Consider the following 16,882-nt stretch of genomic DNA (forward strand, 5'->3'; position numbering starts at 1 on the left):
CACCCTCCCATACCCCCATTAGCGCTTAAGTTGACACTTCAACGGCCTAACCTGACGACACAACCACCATAGACTCCAACCTTTGATGACCTCTGAAGATAACAGCAATCCCCCCCACACCCAATTATTGACTTCAGCCGTGATCATCGGCAGAACCAAGATTGCCGAAATTGACGGAACAATAAAGAAATATCTAAATGGCAACTGCATCATCGCCAAATAGACAACCCACTTTTTCCGTGCATAAAAACCGATGCACGAGACAGCTACCGAGCCCTGCAAAACCAGACCGGTCCATATCAGCGCTTCCGGCCCCTCCCAGATACGCATAACATCAAGGCCACTTTTAAAATCCGACCAGAACGGCACACCTCCACGGGCGGCGCTCCGCAGAGAATACAAACAGATGTAAAACGCATCCATGCCAGCCCAAACCAAGTATAAAATTTGCTGCAGCCTAGCCTTTGACTCAGTCAATATGCACCTTCCCGAAACTCATATACCTCGTTAGCCACCACAGGGCGCCAATGCCAAGACTGGCCACTTATCGCCCAATCATCACTAGCCTCGACAAAGTACTGCGTTGTTCTCCGCACAGTCCCATAGCGGTGCACTGCCGACAACCTGGCGAAATCACATTCACTAGCTTTTAACGGCACCCACCTCTGACTCACAACGCGCCTGGTATTGGCATAGTCTTTACCCTCGCTTGCAAAAAGACGCCCTTCGTCACCCCGTGAAGATAAGAAATTTGCCGCGAAGGCTACACTGGACCAGAGTCGATCTGCATCAATACTAAAAGTGCTCCATTTACCAGGCCCCGCAGCCTCCGCATATCTACTTTCATGCAGTTGACAGTCAGTTTTTGATTGCGCCCACTTCAACGAGGGATAACACGCCACGTCAATGGGATAGCGTACCTCCTCGCGAACAAGAAACCATCTCCCCTCACCCACCAATTTCGAAGCGCGCTCTATTTCATCGCCGAGCAATGCTCGCCCCACAGGCAAACTACAATCTCCAAGAAATTCGCTCAGCCCCCGCAGCTGAGTATTTCTCTGCAGTAAGTCTCGGACTACGAACTGGGCAAAGAAGGGATCTTCAATCCTGCTAATTTCTTCTTTCCAAACATCGCGCGACTGACAAATTCTATCCACAGGGCTTCCTTCCTAGCAAAGAACAACATCTACCTCTTTTTTCAGTGCTATGGTTGCAGGAGCTTTCCTTAAAGCGTGTAGGCATATCCCTATTTGTGAAGGGCTGGTGGGTGCTTCTGCCACCTAGATGACTTACTCATCATCACCCATGCTTATAAACCTGCCCTTCACTTCATTATTCCGCCAGACTCGCAGCACCCCGCCTCAGGAACGCGACCATGCCCGAGACCCTGCTCAGCCCCCGCAACCTGGCCTTCGAACTCTACGAAGTCCTCGACGCCGAAGCCCTGACCCAGCGCCCGCGCTTTGCCGATCACAGCCGCGAAACCTTCGATGCGGCGCTCACTACCGCGCGCACCATCGCCGAAAAGTACTTCGCCCCGCACAACCGCAAGGCCGACGAAAACGAGCCGCGCTACGTGGACGGCCGCGCCGAACTGATCCCTGAAGTGAAGCCCGCCGTCGACGCCTTTCTCGAAGCCGGCTTCCTCAACGCCAACCGCGATTTCGACGTCGGCGGCATGCAACTGCCCAGCCTGGTCTCACAGGCCTGTTTCGCCCACTTCCAGGCGGCCAACGCCGGCACCACGGCCTACCCTTTCCTGACCATGGGCGCAGCCAACCTGATCGAGAGCTTCGGCACCGAGGAACAGAAGCGTCTGTACCTGCAGCCGATGATCGAAGGCCGCTACTTCGGCACCATGGCGCTGACCGAGCCCCATGCCGGTTCGTCGCTGGCCGATATCCGCACCCGCGCCGAACCCGCTGGCGATGGCACTTACCGGCTCAAGGGCAACAAGATCTTCATCTCTGGCGGCGACCACGAGCTATCGGAAAACATCGTGCACATGGTGCTGGCCAAGCTGCCGGACGCACCGCCCGGCGTTAAAGGCATTTCTCTGTTCATCGTGCCCAAGTACCTGGTCAACCAGGACGGTAGCCGTGGCCCGCGCAACGACGTGCTGCTGGCCGGGCTGTTCCACAAGATGGGCTGGCGCGGCACCACGTCCACCGCGCTGAACTTCGGCGACAACGGCCAGTGCGTCGGCTACCTGGTCGGCCAGCCGCACCAGGGCCTGGCGTGCATGTTCCAGATGATGAACGAGGCGCGCATCGGCGTCGGCATGGGCGCGGTGATGCTCGGCTACGCCGGCTACCTCTACTCCCTGGAGTACGCTCGCCAGCGGCCGCAGGGCCGCCTGGTGGACAACAAGGATCCGCAGAGCCCGGCGGTGCCGATCATCGAGCACACCGATGTGAAGCGCATGCTGTTGGCGCAGAAAGCCTACGTGGAGGGCGCCTTCGACCTGGGCCTGTATGCCGCACGACTCTTCGATGATACCCACACCGCCAGCGACGAAAGCACCCGCAAGCAGGCCCAGGAGTTGCTCGACCTGCTGACCCCGATCGTCAAGTCCTGGCCCTCGGCCTTCTGCCTCAAGGCCAACGAACTGGCGATCCAGATTCTCGGCGGCCACGGCTACACCCGCGAGTATCCGGTGGAGCAGTACTACCGTGACAACCGCCTGAACCCGATCCACGAAGGCACCGAGGGCATCCAGTCGCTCGACCTGCTGGGCCGCAAGCTGGCACAGAACAACGGTGCAGGCCTCAAGCAACTGATCCGCCTGATCGCCACCACTGCCGAACGCGCCAGCCATCATCCAGGCCTGGACACCCTGCGCCAGTCGCTGGAGCAACTGGTCAACCGGCTGCAATCGGTAACCCTGGCGCTGCTTGGCGATCTGGCCCAGGGCAAGGTCGCTGGCGCATTGGCCAATTCCGCCCTGTACCTCAAGGTTTTCGGCCACTGCGTGATCGGCTGGCGCTGGCTGGAACAGGCCATCCATGCCGAACTTGGACTGCTCAACGGCAACGCCGCCGACCGCGACTTCTACCAGGGCAAGCTGCAGGCCGCGCGTTATTTCCTGACCTGGGAAATCCCCGCCTGCCATAATGACCTGGCATTGCTCGAGGCACGCGACGACACCTGCCTCACCATGCAAGACGGGTGGTTCTAGGGGGAGCCACCGTGAAAACGGAGGCTTCCAGATGTTCGATTCCAGCGCCCTGCTGCGCCAGCGCTTTGCTGCGCTGCGCAGTACGGCCGAGTTGTTTTCCCTGCGCCATGTGAAGCAGTCGCACCAGGCGCTTTCGGTTCGCCGCAATGTTGCTGAGCCGCCCGTCTTCAGCCACGACGAGGGCGCCATGCTCACGGTGCGGGTCAATGGCGTGGAAGCCTATGCAGCCACCGCCGACCTGTCACAGGCCGGCCTGCAACGGGCACTGGATCAGGCCGAGGCACTGGCCCGACAAATCGCCCCGTTCAGCCTGCTCGACCTGCGCGAGCAGCCGGTGACCAGCGCTCGCCACGACCACATCTCACCCAACTTCGACCAGCCGGTACCCAGCCTGGGCGACTGCCTGGGCCTGCTCGCCGCCGAATCGGCCAGCGTGCCCAACGACAGCCGCCTGGTGGACTGGCAGGCCAGCCTGGGCCTGAGCCTGGTCGAGCAGACCTACCTGAACTCGGCCGGCGCCGAGCTGCGCCATGCCCAGCGTTTTCTGTTCCCGGGCCTGAGCGTCACCGCCAGCGACGGCCAGGACAGCCAAAGCCGCAGCCTGGGCCGCGACACCTTCGGCCAGCAAGGCGGCTTCGAAATCGTCGAGCGCTGCGGCCTGATTGGCGCTGCCCGCCAGGTCGCCGACCAAGCACTGCAACTGCTGCTGGCACCGAACACCCCCAGCGGCGCACGCGACCTGCTGCTGATGCCCGACCAGATGATGCTGCAGATTCACGAGTCCATCGGCCACCCGCTGGAGATGGACCGCATCCTCGGTGACGAGCGCAATTACGCTGGCACCAGTTTCGTCAAAGCCAGCGATTTCGGCCACCTGCAATACGGCTCCTGCCTGCTTAACGTGACCTTCGACCCGACCATCGGCGAAGAACTGGCCAGCTACAGCTTCGATGATGACGGGACCGCTGCCAGCAAGCAGTTCCTGATCCGCGATGGCCTGCTGCTGCGCCCGTTGGGGGGCGCCCTGTCGCAGTTCCGCTCAGGCCTGGATGGGGTTGCCAACAGCCGTGCCTGCGGCTGGAACCGCGCACCGATCGACCGCATGGCCAACCTCAATATCGAACCGGGCGACCAGTCCCTCGACCAGCTGATCCAGGGCATCGAGCACGGCATCCTGATGCGCACCAACCGCTCCTGGTCCATCGACGATGCGCGCAACAAGTTCCAGTTCGGCTGCGAATGGGGCCAGCTGATCGAGGATGGCGAGCTCAAGGGCATCGTCAAGAACCCTAACTACCGCGGCATCTCCGCACAGTTCTGGCGCAACCTCGCGGCGGTCGGCGACCGCAGCACCTTTCAGGTCCTCGGTACGCCCAACTGTGGCAAGGGCGAACCCAACCAGGTGGTACGGGTCGGGCATGCCTCACCCGCCTGCGTGTTCCGCCAGATCGATGTATTCGGAGGAGACGCCTGATGAAACCGGTTTTCGAAGCCCTGCTCGCGGATGTGCGCCACGCCCTGCAAGCCGACGAGCAATTCACCCTCGGCTACAGTGCAGAACAGTCGCAGTTCGTGCGTTTCAACCATGCCAAGGTGCGCCAGGCCGGCGAAGTGAGCCAGGCCAGCGCGCAACTGCGCTTGATCCGCGATGGCCGCCAGGCGGAACAGCAAGTGACCCTGAGCGGCGACCCGCAGCTTGACCGGCAACGCCTGATCGCAGCGCTGGAGCAGTTGCGCCAGACGCTACCGATGCTGACGCTCGACCCATACCTGAGCCTGGACGAAAGCGCGTGGCACAACGACAGCCAGCAGCAACAGCCGTTGCCCGAACTGAACGAAGTGCTGGCCCTGCTCGAACGTGAGGCAGGTGACCTTGACCTGGTCGGCATCTACGCCGCCGGCCCGATCTTCCGGGGCTTCGCCAGCTCGTTCGGGGCCATTGGCTGGCATCAGGCCAACAGCTTCAACTTCGACTGGAGCCTGTTCCACGAAAACGGCGAGGCGGTGAAGGCCAACTATGCCGGCCAGTTGTGGAACGCCGACGACTTCACCGCCCGCCTGCGCCTCGCTCGGCAACAGCTGGGCTTCCTCGGCCGCCGAGCAATTACCCTCAAGCCCGGCAGCTACCGCGCTTACCTGGCACCTGCGGCCATGGACGAAATTGCCGGTATGCTCTGCTGGGGCGGTTTCTCCGCGCAGGCCCTGGCCACTGGTAACAGCGCCCTGCAGCGCTTGTACAACGGCGATGCGCAACTGCACCCGCTGGTGAATTTCAGCGAGCAGGTCAGCGGCTCACTGAGCCCGGCATTCAGCGACGAGGGTTCACCGCGGCTGGATGTACCGTTGATCCAGCAGGGTCACGCGATGCAGCGGCTGGTCAGCGCCCGCAGCGCAGCGGAGTTCGAGTTGCGGGCCAATGGTGCCGACAGCTACGAGTCGCCGTGCTCCCTGAGCCTGGCGCCCGGTGGCTTGCCCCGCGAGCAGATTCTGGAGCGGCTCGGTACCGGGCTGTACATCAGCAACCTGTGGTACCTGAACTACTCTGACCTGCCGGCGGCACGCATGACCGGGCTGACCCGTTTCGCCACTTTCTGGGTGGAGAACGGCGAGATTCAGGGGCCGGTGAGCACCATGCGCTTCGATGACAGCCTGTACAGTTTGCTGGGTGGCCAATTGGAGGACCTGACCCAGGAGCGCGAGATGATCCTGTCGACCAGCACCTATGGGCAGCGCAGTACCGGGTCGAGTCATTTGCCGGGGGCGCTGGTCAAAGGGCTGACCTTGACATTGTGATTTGCCTTGCCGGCCTCTTCGCGGGCACGCCCGCTCCCACAGATGTGATGCGGTACCTGTGGGAGCGGGCATGCCCGCGAAAGGGCCGGCACTGACGGAAGAGGAAGCCATGCCCGAACGCACCCCGCTGGACCCGACCACCGCCCGCTGGCTGCCCTGGGTGGTGGCCATCGCCTTCTTCATGCAATCCCTGGACGGCACCATCCTCAACACCGCCCTGCCGGCCATGGCCCGCTCGCTGGCTGAAGACCCCCTGCGCATGCAGGGCGTGATCATCGCCTACATGCTCACCGTGGCCCTGCTGATCCCCGCCTCCGGCTGGATCGCCGACCGCTTCGGCACCAAGCGCATCTTCTTCAGCGCCATCATGCTGTTCAGCTTCGGCTCGCTATTGTGCGCCACGGCCAACAGCCTCGGCTTCCTGATCTTCGCCCGCATCGTGCAGGGCCTGGGCGGCGCGCTGATGCTCCCCGTCGGGCGCCTGGTGGTGCTGCGCGCCTACCCGCGAACCGAGCTGGTGCGGATCATGAGCTTCATCACCATCCCCGGCCTGCTCGGCCCGCTGCTGGGCCCGACCCTGGGCGGCTGGCTGGTGGAAATTCTCAGCTGGCACTGGATCTTCCTGCTCAACCTGCCAGTCGGTGTGCTGGGCTGCTACGCCGTGTGGAAGTTCATACCCGACCTGCGCGGGGCCGAGCGCACCCGCTTCGACGGCCCCGGCTTCATCCTGTTCGGCGCGGCGATGGTGCTGATCACCATCGCCATGGAAGGCCTGGGCGAGCTGCACCTGCCACACCTGCGGGTGATGTTGCTGCTGTTCGCTGGCATGGCCTGCCTGGCGGCCTATTGGCTGCGCGCCGGGCGCGACCCGGAACCGCTGTTCTCACCCAGCCTGTTCCGCGTGCGCACGTTCGCCATCGGCATCCTGGGCAATCTGTTCGCACGCCTGGGCAGCGGGGCCCTGCCGTTTCTGGTGCCGTTGCTGCTGCAGGTGGCGCTGGGCTATTCGCCGGCCCAGGCCGGCATGAGCATGATTCCGCTGGCCGCCTCGGCGATGCTCGCCAAGTCGGTCGCCCGCTCGCTGATAGAGCGGCTGGGCTATCGCATCGTGCTGACCGGCAATACCTTGCTGCTGGGCATCCTGCTGGCCAGCCTGGGCCTGGTCGACGAGCAGACGCCGTATGCGCTGCTGCTGGTGCAGTTGGCCCTGCTCGGCGCCGTCAACTCGATGCAGTTCACGGCCATGAACACAGTGACCCTGATCGACCTCGACGACGCCAGCGCCAGCAGTGGCAACAGCCTGCTGTCGGTAGTCGCGCAGTTGTCGCTGAGCCTCGGCGTGGCCTGCGCCGGCGCCCTGCTCGGCGGCTTCACCGCAGCGGGCAGCGCCGACGGCGTGGAAACCACGCTAGGCGCGTTCCAGCTGACCTTCGTCACCATCGGCGTGATGGCCATGCTGGCGGCGGCGATCTTCCTGCAACTGTCGCCGACGGACGGAAGGCGTGCCCGTCGTCCGGAACAACACATGGAATCGTAGGGCGAATGGCCACGAGGCTGGTAAACTGTGCGGCATTTTTCGCTTCGCACCGCAGGCCCGCCTCGTGACCACCGAATCCACCGCCTTTGCCACCTTGCCGCTGTCCACCGCCATGCTGGCCAACCTGGACGCCCTCGGCTATGCCTCGATGACGCCGATCCAGGCCCAGAGCCTGCCTGTCATCCTGCGCGGCCAGGACCTGATCGCCCAGGCCAAGACCGGCAGTGGCAAGACCGCCGCCTTCGGCATCGGCCTGCTCAACCCGATCAACCCGCGCTACTTCGGCTGCCAGGCGCTGGTGCTGTGCCCGACCCGCGAGCTGGCCGACCAGGTCGCCAAAGAGCTGCGCCGCCTGGCCCGCGCCGAGGACAACATCAAGATCCTCACCCTTTGCGGTGGCGTGTCGCTGGGCCCGCAGATCGCCTCGCTGGAGCACGGTGCGCACATCATCGTCGGCACCCCGGGGCGCATCCAGCAGCATCTGGACAAAGGCACCCTGGTGCTCGACGGCCTGAACACGCTGGTGCTGGACGAAGCCGACCGCATGCTCGACATGGGCTTCTTCGACGCCATCGCCAGCATCATCGGCAAGACCCCGTCGCGTCGCCAGACCCTGCTGTTCTCGGCCACTTACCCGGCCGGCATCGAGCAACTGGCCGCCGACTTCATGCGCAAACCGCAGCAGGTCAAGGTCGAAAGCCTGCACGCCGACAACCAGATCGAGCAGCGTTTCATCGAGATCGACCCGCAGCAACGTCTGGAAGCCGTCACTCGCGTGCTTGGCCACTACCGCCCGCAGTCGTGCGTGGCGTTCTGCTTCACCAAGCAGCAGTGCGAGGACGTGGTAGCCCACCTGACCGCCAAGGGTATCGTCGCCCAGGCCCTGCACGGCGACCTGGAGCAGCGTGACCGCGACCAGGTGCTCACCATGTTCGCCAACCGCAGCAGCTCGGTGCTGGTGGCCACTGACGTGGCGGCCCGTGGCCTGGATATCGACGGCCTGGACATGGTCATCAACGTCGAACTGGCCCGCGATGCCGAGATCCATGTGCACCGCGTCGGCCGTACCGGCCGCGCTGGCGAGAAAGGCGTCGCGGTCAGCCTGGTAGCACCAGCCGAAGGCCACCGCGCCCAGGCCATCGAAGACCTGCAGAAGAGCCCGCTGCGCTGGGACCAGTTGGACAGCCTCAAGAACCAGGGCGGCGCGCCGCTGCTGCCGCTGATGAGCACGCTGTGCATCGCAGCCGGGCGCAAGGACAAGCTGCGTCCGGGCGACATTCTGGGTGCGCTGACCGGTGATGCCGGGATCCCGGGCAAGCAGGTGGGCAAGATCGCCATTTTCGATTTCCAGGCATTCGTGGCTGTCGAGCGGGCGCTGGCCAAGCAGGCCATGCAGCGCCTGAACAGCGGCAAGATCAAGGGCCGGTCCCTGAAAGTCCGTATCGTCTGACCTATTTTTGGGGCCGCTTTGCGGCCCTTTCGCGACACAAGGCCGCTCCTACAGGGGATCGCATTTTCCTGTAGGAGCGGCCTTGTGTCGCGAGAGGGCTGCAAAGCAGCCCCGGCAATTCTGAAGAGGTAACACCGTGCACTCCACCGACGTGATCATCCTCGGCGCCGGCGCCGCCGGCCTGATGTGCGCCCAGCTCAGCGCCCGCCGCGGGCGCCGGGTGTTGCTGCTCGACCACGCCAACAAACCCGGCAAGAAGATCCTCATGTCAGGCGGCGGGCGCTGCAATTTCACCAACCTGTACACCGAGCCGGCCAACTTCCTCTCGCAGAACGCGCACTTCTGTAAGTCGGCCCTGGCCCGCTACACCCAGTGGGACTTCATCGAGCTGGTGAGCAAGCATGGCGTGCCGTACCACGAGAAGAAGCTCGGCCAGCTGTTCTGCGACAACAAGGCCAGCGACATCCTCGACATGCTGCTGGCCGAGTGCGACGACGCGGGCGCCGAAATCCGCATGCACACCAGCATCGAACACATCGAGAAGACCGAAACCGGCTACCTGCTGCAGACCAGCGGTGGGCAGTTCGCCTGCCAGTCGCTGGTGATCGCCACTGGCGGCCTGTCGATCCCGACCCTGGGCGCCACCGGCTTCGGTTACCAGGTGGCCCGCCAGTTCGGCCACACCTTGCTGCCGACCCGCGCCGGCCTGGTGCCGTTCACCATCACCGAGCCCCAACTGAAGGCACTGTGCACCGAATTGTCGGGCACTTCGCTGGACTGCACTGCCAGTTGCAACGGCACCAGCTTCCGCGAAAACCTGCTATTCACCCATCGCGGCCTCAGCGGCCCGGCGATCCTGCAGATCTCGTCGTTCTGGGAAGCCGGCGACACCGTGGAAATCAACCTGCTGCCCGATCGCGATGCGCTGGCCTGGCTGCAGCAGATGCAGGCCGAGCGTGCCAACGCCGAACTGAAGACCGTACTGGGCGAGGTGTTCACCCGCAAGCTGGCCAACCTGCTGGCCGAGCAATGGTTCGAGTCCCGCCCCATGAAGCAGTACACCCCTGGGGAACTGGCGCAGATCGCCGAAAAACTGGCGAACTGGCAAGTGGTGCCGGCCGGCACCGAAGGCTACCGCACGGCGGAGGTGACCCTCGGCGGGGTCGACACCCGCGAAGTGTCATCCAAGACCATGGAATCGCTGAAAAGCCCCGGCCTGTATTTCATCGGCGAGGTGCTCGACGTTACCGGCCATCTGGGTGGTTTCAATTTCCAGTGGGCCTGGGCATCCGCCAACGCCGCTGCGCAGTTCGTGTAGAGTAGAATCCATTCAGCAGCACGGAACGCTTCTTGCTGGCCGTGCTGCAATGCATTCATTCGATCACTGCCTAGCAGGCCATCATGTCATCGAGTTCGTTCAGTCAGTCACTGCGTCGCCTGTGGGGCCAAGACAAGTTCAGCTACAGCATCCGGGTCACCATCGCCCTCACCGGCAGCCTGGCCCTGTGCTGGTACCAGAACGAGATGGCACTGCTGATTCCACTGTTCCTCGGCATCATCGCCAGCGCCCTGGCCGAGACCGACGACAGTTGGCAAGGCCGCCTCAGCGCCCTGGCCGTGACCCTTCCCTGCTTTGCCATCGCCGCGCTGGCAGTCGAGTTGCTGTTCCCCTACCCGTGGATTTTCGTCGGCGCGCTGGCGCTGGCAGCGTTCGGCCTGACCATGCTCGGCGCGTTGGGCGAACGCTATGGCGCGATTGCTTCGGCGACGCTGATCACCTCGGTATACACCATGATCGGCGTGGACCAGCGTGGCGGCCAGGTCAGCGACTTCTGGCACGAGCCGATGCTGCTGGTAGCAGGCGCCGCCTGGTACGGCCTGCTTTCGGTGCTGTGGCAGGCGCTGTTTTCCAACCAGCCGGTGCAGCAGAGCCTGGCCAAGCTGTTCTTCGAGCTAGGCAGCTACCTGAAGCTCAAGGCCAGCCTGTTCGAGCCGATCCGTAACCTTGATGTCGAGGCCCAGCGCCTGGAACTGGCCCGGCAGAATGGCAAAGTGGTCGCGGCGCTCAACGCGGCCAAGGAAATCATCCTGCACAGGGTCGGCAACAGCCAGCCGAACTCCAAGGTCAGCCGCTACCTCAAGCTGTATTTCCTGGCCCAGGACATCCATGAACGGGTCAGCGCTTCGCACTACCCTTACAACGCTCTGACCGAAGCGTTCTTCCACAGTGATGTGATGTTCCGCTGTCAGCGCCTGCTGCGTAAACAGGGGGCCTCCTGCCAGGAACTGGCGCGCTCGATCCGCCTGCGCCAGCCATTCGTATTGGCCAGCGGATTCGCCGAGGCCCTGGAAGACCTCAACGCCTCGCTTGAACACCTGCGTATCCAGAGCAACCCGGCCTGGCGCGGCCTGCTGCGTTCGCTGCGCGCCCTGGCTGCCAACCTGGCGACCCTCGACCGCTTGCTCAGCGCTGCCAGCAACCCCGACAGCCTGGCCGATGCCAGTGACAGCAGCCTGCTCGACCGCTCACCACGCAACCTGAAGGACGTATGGACACGCTTGCGCACCCAGCTGACACCGACCTCACTGCTGTTCCGTCATGCCCTGCGCCTGCCGCTGGCACTGTCGATCGGTTACGGCATGGTGCACTTGATCCACCCGACCCAGGGCTACTGGATCATCCTCACCACGCTGTTCGTCTGTCAGCCCAACTATGGCGCCACCCGGCGCAAGCTGGTGCAACGGATCTTCGGCACCGCGATCGGCCTGACTGTCGGCTGGGCGCTGTTCGACCTGTTCCCCAACCCGGTCATCCAGTCGCTGTTCGCCGTGGCTGCCGGCGTAGTGTTCTTCGTCAACCGCACCACCCGCTACACCTTGGCCACCGCAGCGATCACGCTGATGGTGCTGTTCTGCTTCAACCAGATCGGCGACGGCTACGGCCTGTTCCTGCCACGCCTGTTCGATACCTTGGTCGGTAGCCTGATTGCCATTCTTGCGGTGTTCCTGTTCCTGCCCGACTGGCAGGGCCGCCGCCTGAACAAGGCGCTGGCCAACACCCTGGCCTGTGCCAGCGTGTACCTGCGCCAGATCATGCAGCAGTACGCCTATGGCAAGCGCGACGATCTCGCCTACCGCCTGGCCCGACGCAACGCCCACAACGCCGATGCGGCGCTGTCGACCACCCTGGCCAACATGCTCATGGAACCGGGGCATTTCCGTAAGGAGGCCGATGTCGGCTTCCGCTTCCTGGTGCTGTCGCACACCTTGCTCAGCTACCTGTCAGGGTTGGGTGCGCACCGCGACACGGCCTTGCCGGCAGAGGTGCAGGAGCAGTTGATCGATGGTGCCGCGCAGAGTCTGGCCAACAGTCTGGACGAGATTGCCAATGGCCTGGCTGCGCGGCTGCCGGTAGCGATACACAGTGATGCCGAAGAATCGCTGGCCGCCGCCCTGGAGCAAATGCCGGAAGAACTGGATGAGCACCAGCGGTTGGTGCAGACACAGCTGGCGTTGATCTGCCGGCAGCTGGCGCCGCTGCGGACCTTGGCCGCCCATCTCATCAAAGAAGCACAGGCGGCTTGAGCGGGGTAAGGTCAGAAGCCATGCTGGCGTAGCAGCCGCGCATAGCTGCCATCGGCCTTCATCCCTGCGATGGCCTGCTCGAAGCGTTCGACGATCTGCTGGTGGTCGGGGTGTTTCAGGCTCACCAGAATATGCAGGGTATTCTCCGCCAGCGGCGGCTCTACCAATGTCACGCCATCGCGCACGTCCTGCGGCTCGCGTTGCAGGTTGTAGCGCGCCACATATTCGTCTTCCACGGCCAGGTTCACCCTGCCGGCTGCCAGCATGCGCACCGCGGTGGAGAAGTTGCGCACCGCCACCTTGCGCAAGCGGGTATCGCCATCGAAAGCGGGTGAATAGGCGTAGTCACGCACCACCGCGATGCTGTAGGGATAAAGGTCGCCCTGACTTTTATAACGGAACGTGTCGCCCTTGCGCTTGAGCAGGCGAATGCGGTTGTTCAGGTAGCCCTCGGAAAACTGCCCGATCTGCTGGCGCGCGTCGTTGTACCAAGCGTTGATCAGCACGTCGTAGCGCCCCTCGCCAACGCCCATCAACGCTCGCGCCCAAGGCACTTCCTCATAACTGCTGGCGTACCCCGCGCGGGTCAGCGCGGTTGTGACCAGGCTGGTCGCCAGGCCGCCGCCTGGCATGGCGCTGTCGGTGAACGGGGGCCAGGTGTCAGCCACCAGACGCAATCTGTCCTGGCCGGATACAGGTGCTGCCAGGAACAGGCCCAGCAAGCCCAACGTGCGAAGCAGTGGCCGCATGCAGAAGTCCTTTTTGCAGTGGAAGACACACGCTGAGGAAGGCGACGCGCAGATGAGAATACACAAAGGCTGCCATTCGGGCAGCGGCCAATGATGTCATTTAGCCTCTATTTTGGCCGAGCCGGGGAAATTTGCGATGATCGGCCATCCATTTCGAGGAGTTGACACCATGTCCATCCACTGGCTTTGCAAGCACCACTCCGACCTCGACACGCATGAGCTCTATGCCATCCTGCAACTGCGGACCGCCGTGTTCGTGGTCGAGCAACGCTGCGCCTACCAGGAAGTCGATGGCCAGGACCTGACGGGCGACACCCTGCACCTCATGGGCTGGCAGGATGACAAGCTGGTGGCCTACCTGCGCCTGCTCGATCCGCAGTCGCAGGGCGGCGATGTGGTCATCGGCAGGGTGGTGACCTCGCCCGAGGCACGCGCGCTGAAACTCGGCCATCCGCTGCTGATGAAAGGGCTGGAAGCAGCCGGGCATTGCTGGCACGGGACACCGGTGTATCTGTCGGCGCAGGCACACCTGCAACGGTTCTATGCCCAGCACGGTTTTGCCGTGGTGGGGGAGCAGTACCTCGAGGATGACATCCCGCATATCGGCATGCGCAAGGTCATGGATACCCCAGTACTGCCTTGATCTGCCGCAGGTGCCGGATGATCCACTGCTTGTCGATCGCCCCCCAGTCATGGATGCGGTAATGCCCGGCATGGTTGCGTGCGCCTTCCTGCTGCTCGAACTCGCAGACGATGTCCAGGTCGGCGAGTGCGGCGATGGTGTCCTGTGCCGTGCGCCGCGGCATACCGGTGGCCTCCATCAACGCCGGCACGCTGGTGGCGGTCTGGCTATCGATCAGCCAGGCCACGTACAGGCGGCGGTAGAAACTGCTCTTGGTCTTGCTTACATCCATGCTGCGTGATCCTTACAGGTTGCCTGGCAACTCCCGGTAGGTCAGGTAGACGCGCAGGTCGAATTCCAGTTGGTGGTAGGCCGGCTCCATGTGCTGGCAGAGCTGGTAGAACGCCTTGTTGTGATCGCGCTCGCGCAAGTGCGCCAGTTCGTGCACCACGATCATGCGCAGGAACTCGGGCGCTGCCTCCTTGAACAGCGAGGCAATGCGGATTTCCTTCTTTGCCTTCAGCTTGCCGCCCTGCACCCGCGAAACCGCGGTATTGAGCCCCAGGGCCCGATGGGTCAGGTCCAGGCGGTTGTCGAACAGCACCTTGTCCAGGTTTGGCGCACTGCGCAGGTATTGCTGGCGCAAGTCCTGGGCATAGCCGTACAGCGCCTTGTCGCTCTGTACGTCATGGCGGCCCGGGTAGCGGCGCTGCAAGTATTCGCCCAGGCGGTCGCTGTCGATCATCTGCCGCACCTGCTCCTGCAGGTGCGGTGGGTAGGCTTGCAAATAGCGTAATACGGTCATGGCATCGCATTCGGCGTAACGAATGCCGATTCTAGCCAATCACGGCAGCAGCCAGGGGAAAATCACCGGGAAGCCAGTGGCATCGGCCGCTGTCATCGGGTGCGCGACCAGAAAACCCTGGACGTAGGCGCAACCGTTTGCCTTCAGCCACGCAGCCTGGGCCTGCGTTTCGACCCCTTCTGCGATCACGGTGATGCCGTAGTCTGCACACAGGACGATGACACTTCGCACCAATGCGGCATCCGGTGCCGAATCTGGCAGACGTGCCACCAGATGGCGGTCCAGCTTCAAGGTGTCGATGGGCAGGTCGCGCAACATGCGCAACGAACAGTCGCCCGCGCCGAAATCGTCCAGCGCCACGCGAACGCCCAGTTCCCGCAGGCGGTGAATCTGCTTGATCGCCGCGTCGATGTTGTACATCAGCGAGGTCTCGGCGACCTCGACCTCCAGTTGCGACGGGTCGAGCTGATAATCCTGTATCACCCGCTGCAGTTCATCGACCAGGCTGGGCATGGAGAATTGAGCGCGACTCAAACTGATACCCAACACCAGCTCCGGGTCGAAACGCTGGCACCAGGCCTGGCGCTGAGCAGCCCCCTGGCGGTAGATCCAGCTGGCCAGGCGGTTGATCAGCCGAGCCTCTTCCAGCAAGGGTATGAACAGCCCGGGCGGCACATCGCCAACACTTGGGTGCTGCCAGCGCAGCAGCGCCTCGAAGCCCCGGAGCTTGCCATCGGCAAAGGCCACCTGCGGTTGATACACCAGGCTGAAATCCTGTACCTCGATGGCATTGCGCACGCTGTCTTCAAGCATCAACCGCGAGCGGGCGCGACCATTGAGCTCCTGATCATAGAAGCGGTATTGCTGGCGACCTGCCTGCTTGGCTGCATACATCGCCGTGTCGGCCGCGCGCAGCAGGCCTTCGACATTACCCCCGCAGTCAGGGAAGGTGGCGATGCCGATGCTGACGCCCAGGCAGATGTCGATGCCGTCCACCTGCTGCTGGATCGACACCCTCTCGAGCAGTTTTTCGGCATAGCGCCCGGCCTGCTCCGGGTACGGCAGGCCGTCGAACAATGCGGTGAACTCGTCGCCGCCCAAACGTGCCAGCAGCGCCTCGCTGCCCAGGCATTCCTTGATCTGCTCGGCCACCCAGAGCAGCACCCGGTCACCCGCTTCGTGGCCCAGCGAATCGTTGATCCGCTTGAAGCCATCGAGGTCCATGTACATCAGGGCCTGGGCCTTGTTCGAACGCTCGCCGCGCAGCAACGCGCCTTCGGCGGCCTGGTAGAAACCGCGACGGTTGAGCAGCCCGGTCAGCGGGTCGGTCACCGCTTGGTATTCGAGTTGCTGATGCAGGTTACGCTCCACCGACATGTCCAGCACCGTGACCACCATGGCCTGCTGCTCCGCCGGTAGCGGCGCGCATGACAGCGCAACGGGGACCAGCTGGCCACCGGGGGTGCGCAGATGGGCATCATGGACCCGCACGATTTGCCGTGCGAGGTAGGCGTTGCGGAACTCCGACTCGCTCCACAAGGTGGCATTGGCCAATTGCAGCAGATCGAGCAGATGGGCACCCTGCAAGTGCTCCACCGAGCTGTGCATCAAGCGCGAGATCGCCGGGTTGGCAAAGCTGATGACACCCTCGGCGTCGACCACCAGGATGCCTTCGGCGGCATTTTCCAGGATCGAGGCGTTGAACGCCCGGGCAGTCTCCAGCTCGCGGGTCAGCTGCTGCAGCATGCGCCGGCTGCGCTGCTGGTCCAGCTGCGCCTGCACCTTGGGCTTGAGAATCTGTGGATCGAACGGTTTGAACAGGTAATCCACCGCGCCACTGGCGTAGCCCTTGAGCACGGCGGCATCGGACTGCTCGTTGGCAGTGAGGAAGATAATCGGGGTCAGCCGGGTTCGCTGGCTGCCGCGCATCAGGCGGGCGACCTCGAAGCCGTCCATTTCCGGCATCTGCACATCGAGCAGTACCAGATCGACTTCGTGTTCCAGCAACGTCCCCAGGGCTTCCATCCCCGAGCTTGCAGTCAACACTTGCCAATCGTTGCGCGCCAGCAAGGCGCGCATACTGATCAGGTTTTCCGGGTAATCGTCTACCACCAGGAGAACCGATTTGCCATCCAGTGGTTCGGGGTAAGCGCCATCCATGCT

General features: G+C 63.3%; 13 protein-coding genes. 8 read left to right on the forward strand and 5 right to left on the reverse strand.

The genetic code is table 11. The features are described from left to right. Positions 1-18 precede the first annotated feature (18 nt). On the reverse strand, positions 19-423 hold the full coding sequence (locus tag APH33_RS26020) for a hypothetical protein (protein ID WP_054887937.1): 405 nt from the start codon (positions 421-423) through the stop codon (positions 19-21). Between the two features lie 952 nt (positions 424-1,375). Between APH33_RS26020 and APH33_RS26025 the strand changes: the two genes are divergently transcribed. From APH33_RS26025 to yccS, 7 genes are all read left to right on the forward strand, one after another. Continuing rightward, the gene (locus APH33_RS26025) at positions 1,376-3,178 is read left to right on the forward strand and encodes an acyl-CoA dehydrogenase (RefSeq protein WP_054887914.1); all 1,803 of its coding nucleotides are present in this window, start codon (positions 1,376-1,378) and stop codon (positions 3,176-3,178) included. Positions 3,179-3,209: 31 nt separating this feature from the next. After that, positions 3,210-4,652: a TldD/PmbA family protein gene (locus APH33_RS26030; protein WP_054887915.1), complete on the forward strand. Its 1,443-nt coding sequence runs from the start codon at positions 3,210-3,212 to the stop codon at positions 4,650-4,652. After that, a complete protein-coding gene (locus APH33_RS26035; RefSeq protein WP_054887916.1) occupies positions 4,652-5,971 on the forward strand; it encodes a TldD/PmbA family protein in 1,320 nt (439 codons plus the stop codon). The genes APH33_RS26030 and APH33_RS26035 overlap by 1 nt, the downstream gene beginning before the upstream one ends. A 109-nt stretch (positions 5,972-6,080) precedes the next feature. Then, positions 6,081-7,508: a multidrug transporter subunit MdtD gene (gene mdtD / locus APH33_RS26040; RefSeq protein ID WP_054887917.1), complete on the forward strand. Its 1,428-nt coding sequence runs from the start codon at positions 6,081-6,083 to the stop codon at positions 7,506-7,508. Positions 7,509-7,620: 112 nt separating this feature from the next. Beyond that, a complete protein-coding gene (gene dbpA, locus APH33_RS26045) occupies positions 7,621-8,958 on the forward strand; it encodes an ATP-dependent RNA helicase DbpA (RefSeq protein ID WP_256218752.1) in 1,338 nt (445 codons plus the stop codon). A gap of 136 nt (positions 8,959-9,094) precedes the next feature. Next, the gene (locus APH33_RS26050) at positions 9,095-10,276 is read left to right on the forward strand and encodes an NAD(P)/FAD-dependent oxidoreductase (protein ID WP_054887919.1); all 1,182 of its coding nucleotides are present in this window, start codon (positions 9,095-9,097) and stop codon (positions 10,274-10,276) included. 83 nt (positions 10,277-10,359) lie between these two features. Beyond that, positions 10,360-12,543: a YccS family putative transporter gene (gene yccS, locus APH33_RS26055; RefSeq protein WP_054887920.1), complete on the forward strand. Its 2,184-nt coding sequence runs from the start codon at positions 10,360-10,362 to the stop codon at positions 12,541-12,543. Positions 12,544-12,554: 11 nt separating this feature from the next. Here yccS and APH33_RS26060 read toward each other — a convergent pair whose 3' ends face one another. Beyond that, entirely contained in the window at positions 12,555-13,292 is a 738-nt protein-coding gene (locus APH33_RS26060; RefSeq protein ID WP_054887921.1) for an ABC transporter substrate-binding protein, read from the reverse strand. Between the two features lie 169 nt (positions 13,293-13,461). Here APH33_RS26060 and APH33_RS26065 point away from each other — a divergent pair, with 169 nt between their 5' ends. After that, complete coding sequence (locus APH33_RS26065; protein ID WP_054887922.1) at positions 13,462-13,935, forward strand: GNAT family N-acetyltransferase; 474 nt, start codon at positions 13,462-13,464, stop codon at positions 13,933-13,935. Here APH33_RS26065 and APH33_RS26070 read toward each other — a convergent pair. Genes APH33_RS26070 through APH33_RS26080 form a run of 3 tightly spaced genes read right to left on the reverse strand, consistent with a single transcriptional unit; the run spans position 13,910 to position 16,879 of the window. Then, positions 13,910-14,206 carry a helix-turn-helix domain-containing protein gene (locus APH33_RS26070; protein WP_054887923.1) on the reverse strand — a complete coding sequence of 99 codons (297 nt, stop codon included), beginning with the start codon at positions 14,204-14,206 and terminating at the stop codon, positions 13,910-13,912. The genes APH33_RS26065 and APH33_RS26070 overlap by 26 nt on opposite strands. A gap of 12 nt (positions 14,207-14,218) precedes the next feature. Beyond that, the gene (locus APH33_RS26075; protein WP_027920691.1) at positions 14,219-14,719 is read right to left on the reverse strand and encodes a M48 family metallopeptidase; all 501 of its coding nucleotides are present in this window, start codon (positions 14,717-14,719) and stop codon (positions 14,219-14,221) included. Between the two features lie 39 nt (positions 14,720-14,758). Continuing rightward, on the reverse strand, positions 14,759-16,879 hold the full coding sequence (locus tag APH33_RS26080) for a bifunctional diguanylate cyclase/phosphodiesterase (protein WP_054887924.1): 2,121 nt from the start codon (positions 16,877-16,879) through the stop codon (positions 14,759-14,761). Positions 16,880-16,882 lie beyond the last annotated feature (3 nt).

It is taken from the genome of Pseudomonas sp. NBRC 111130, assembly GCF_001320485.1.
Taxonomy (GTDB): Bacteria; Pseudomonadota; Gammaproteobacteria; order Pseudomonadales; family Pseudomonadaceae; genus Aquipseudomonas; species Aquipseudomonas vlassakiae.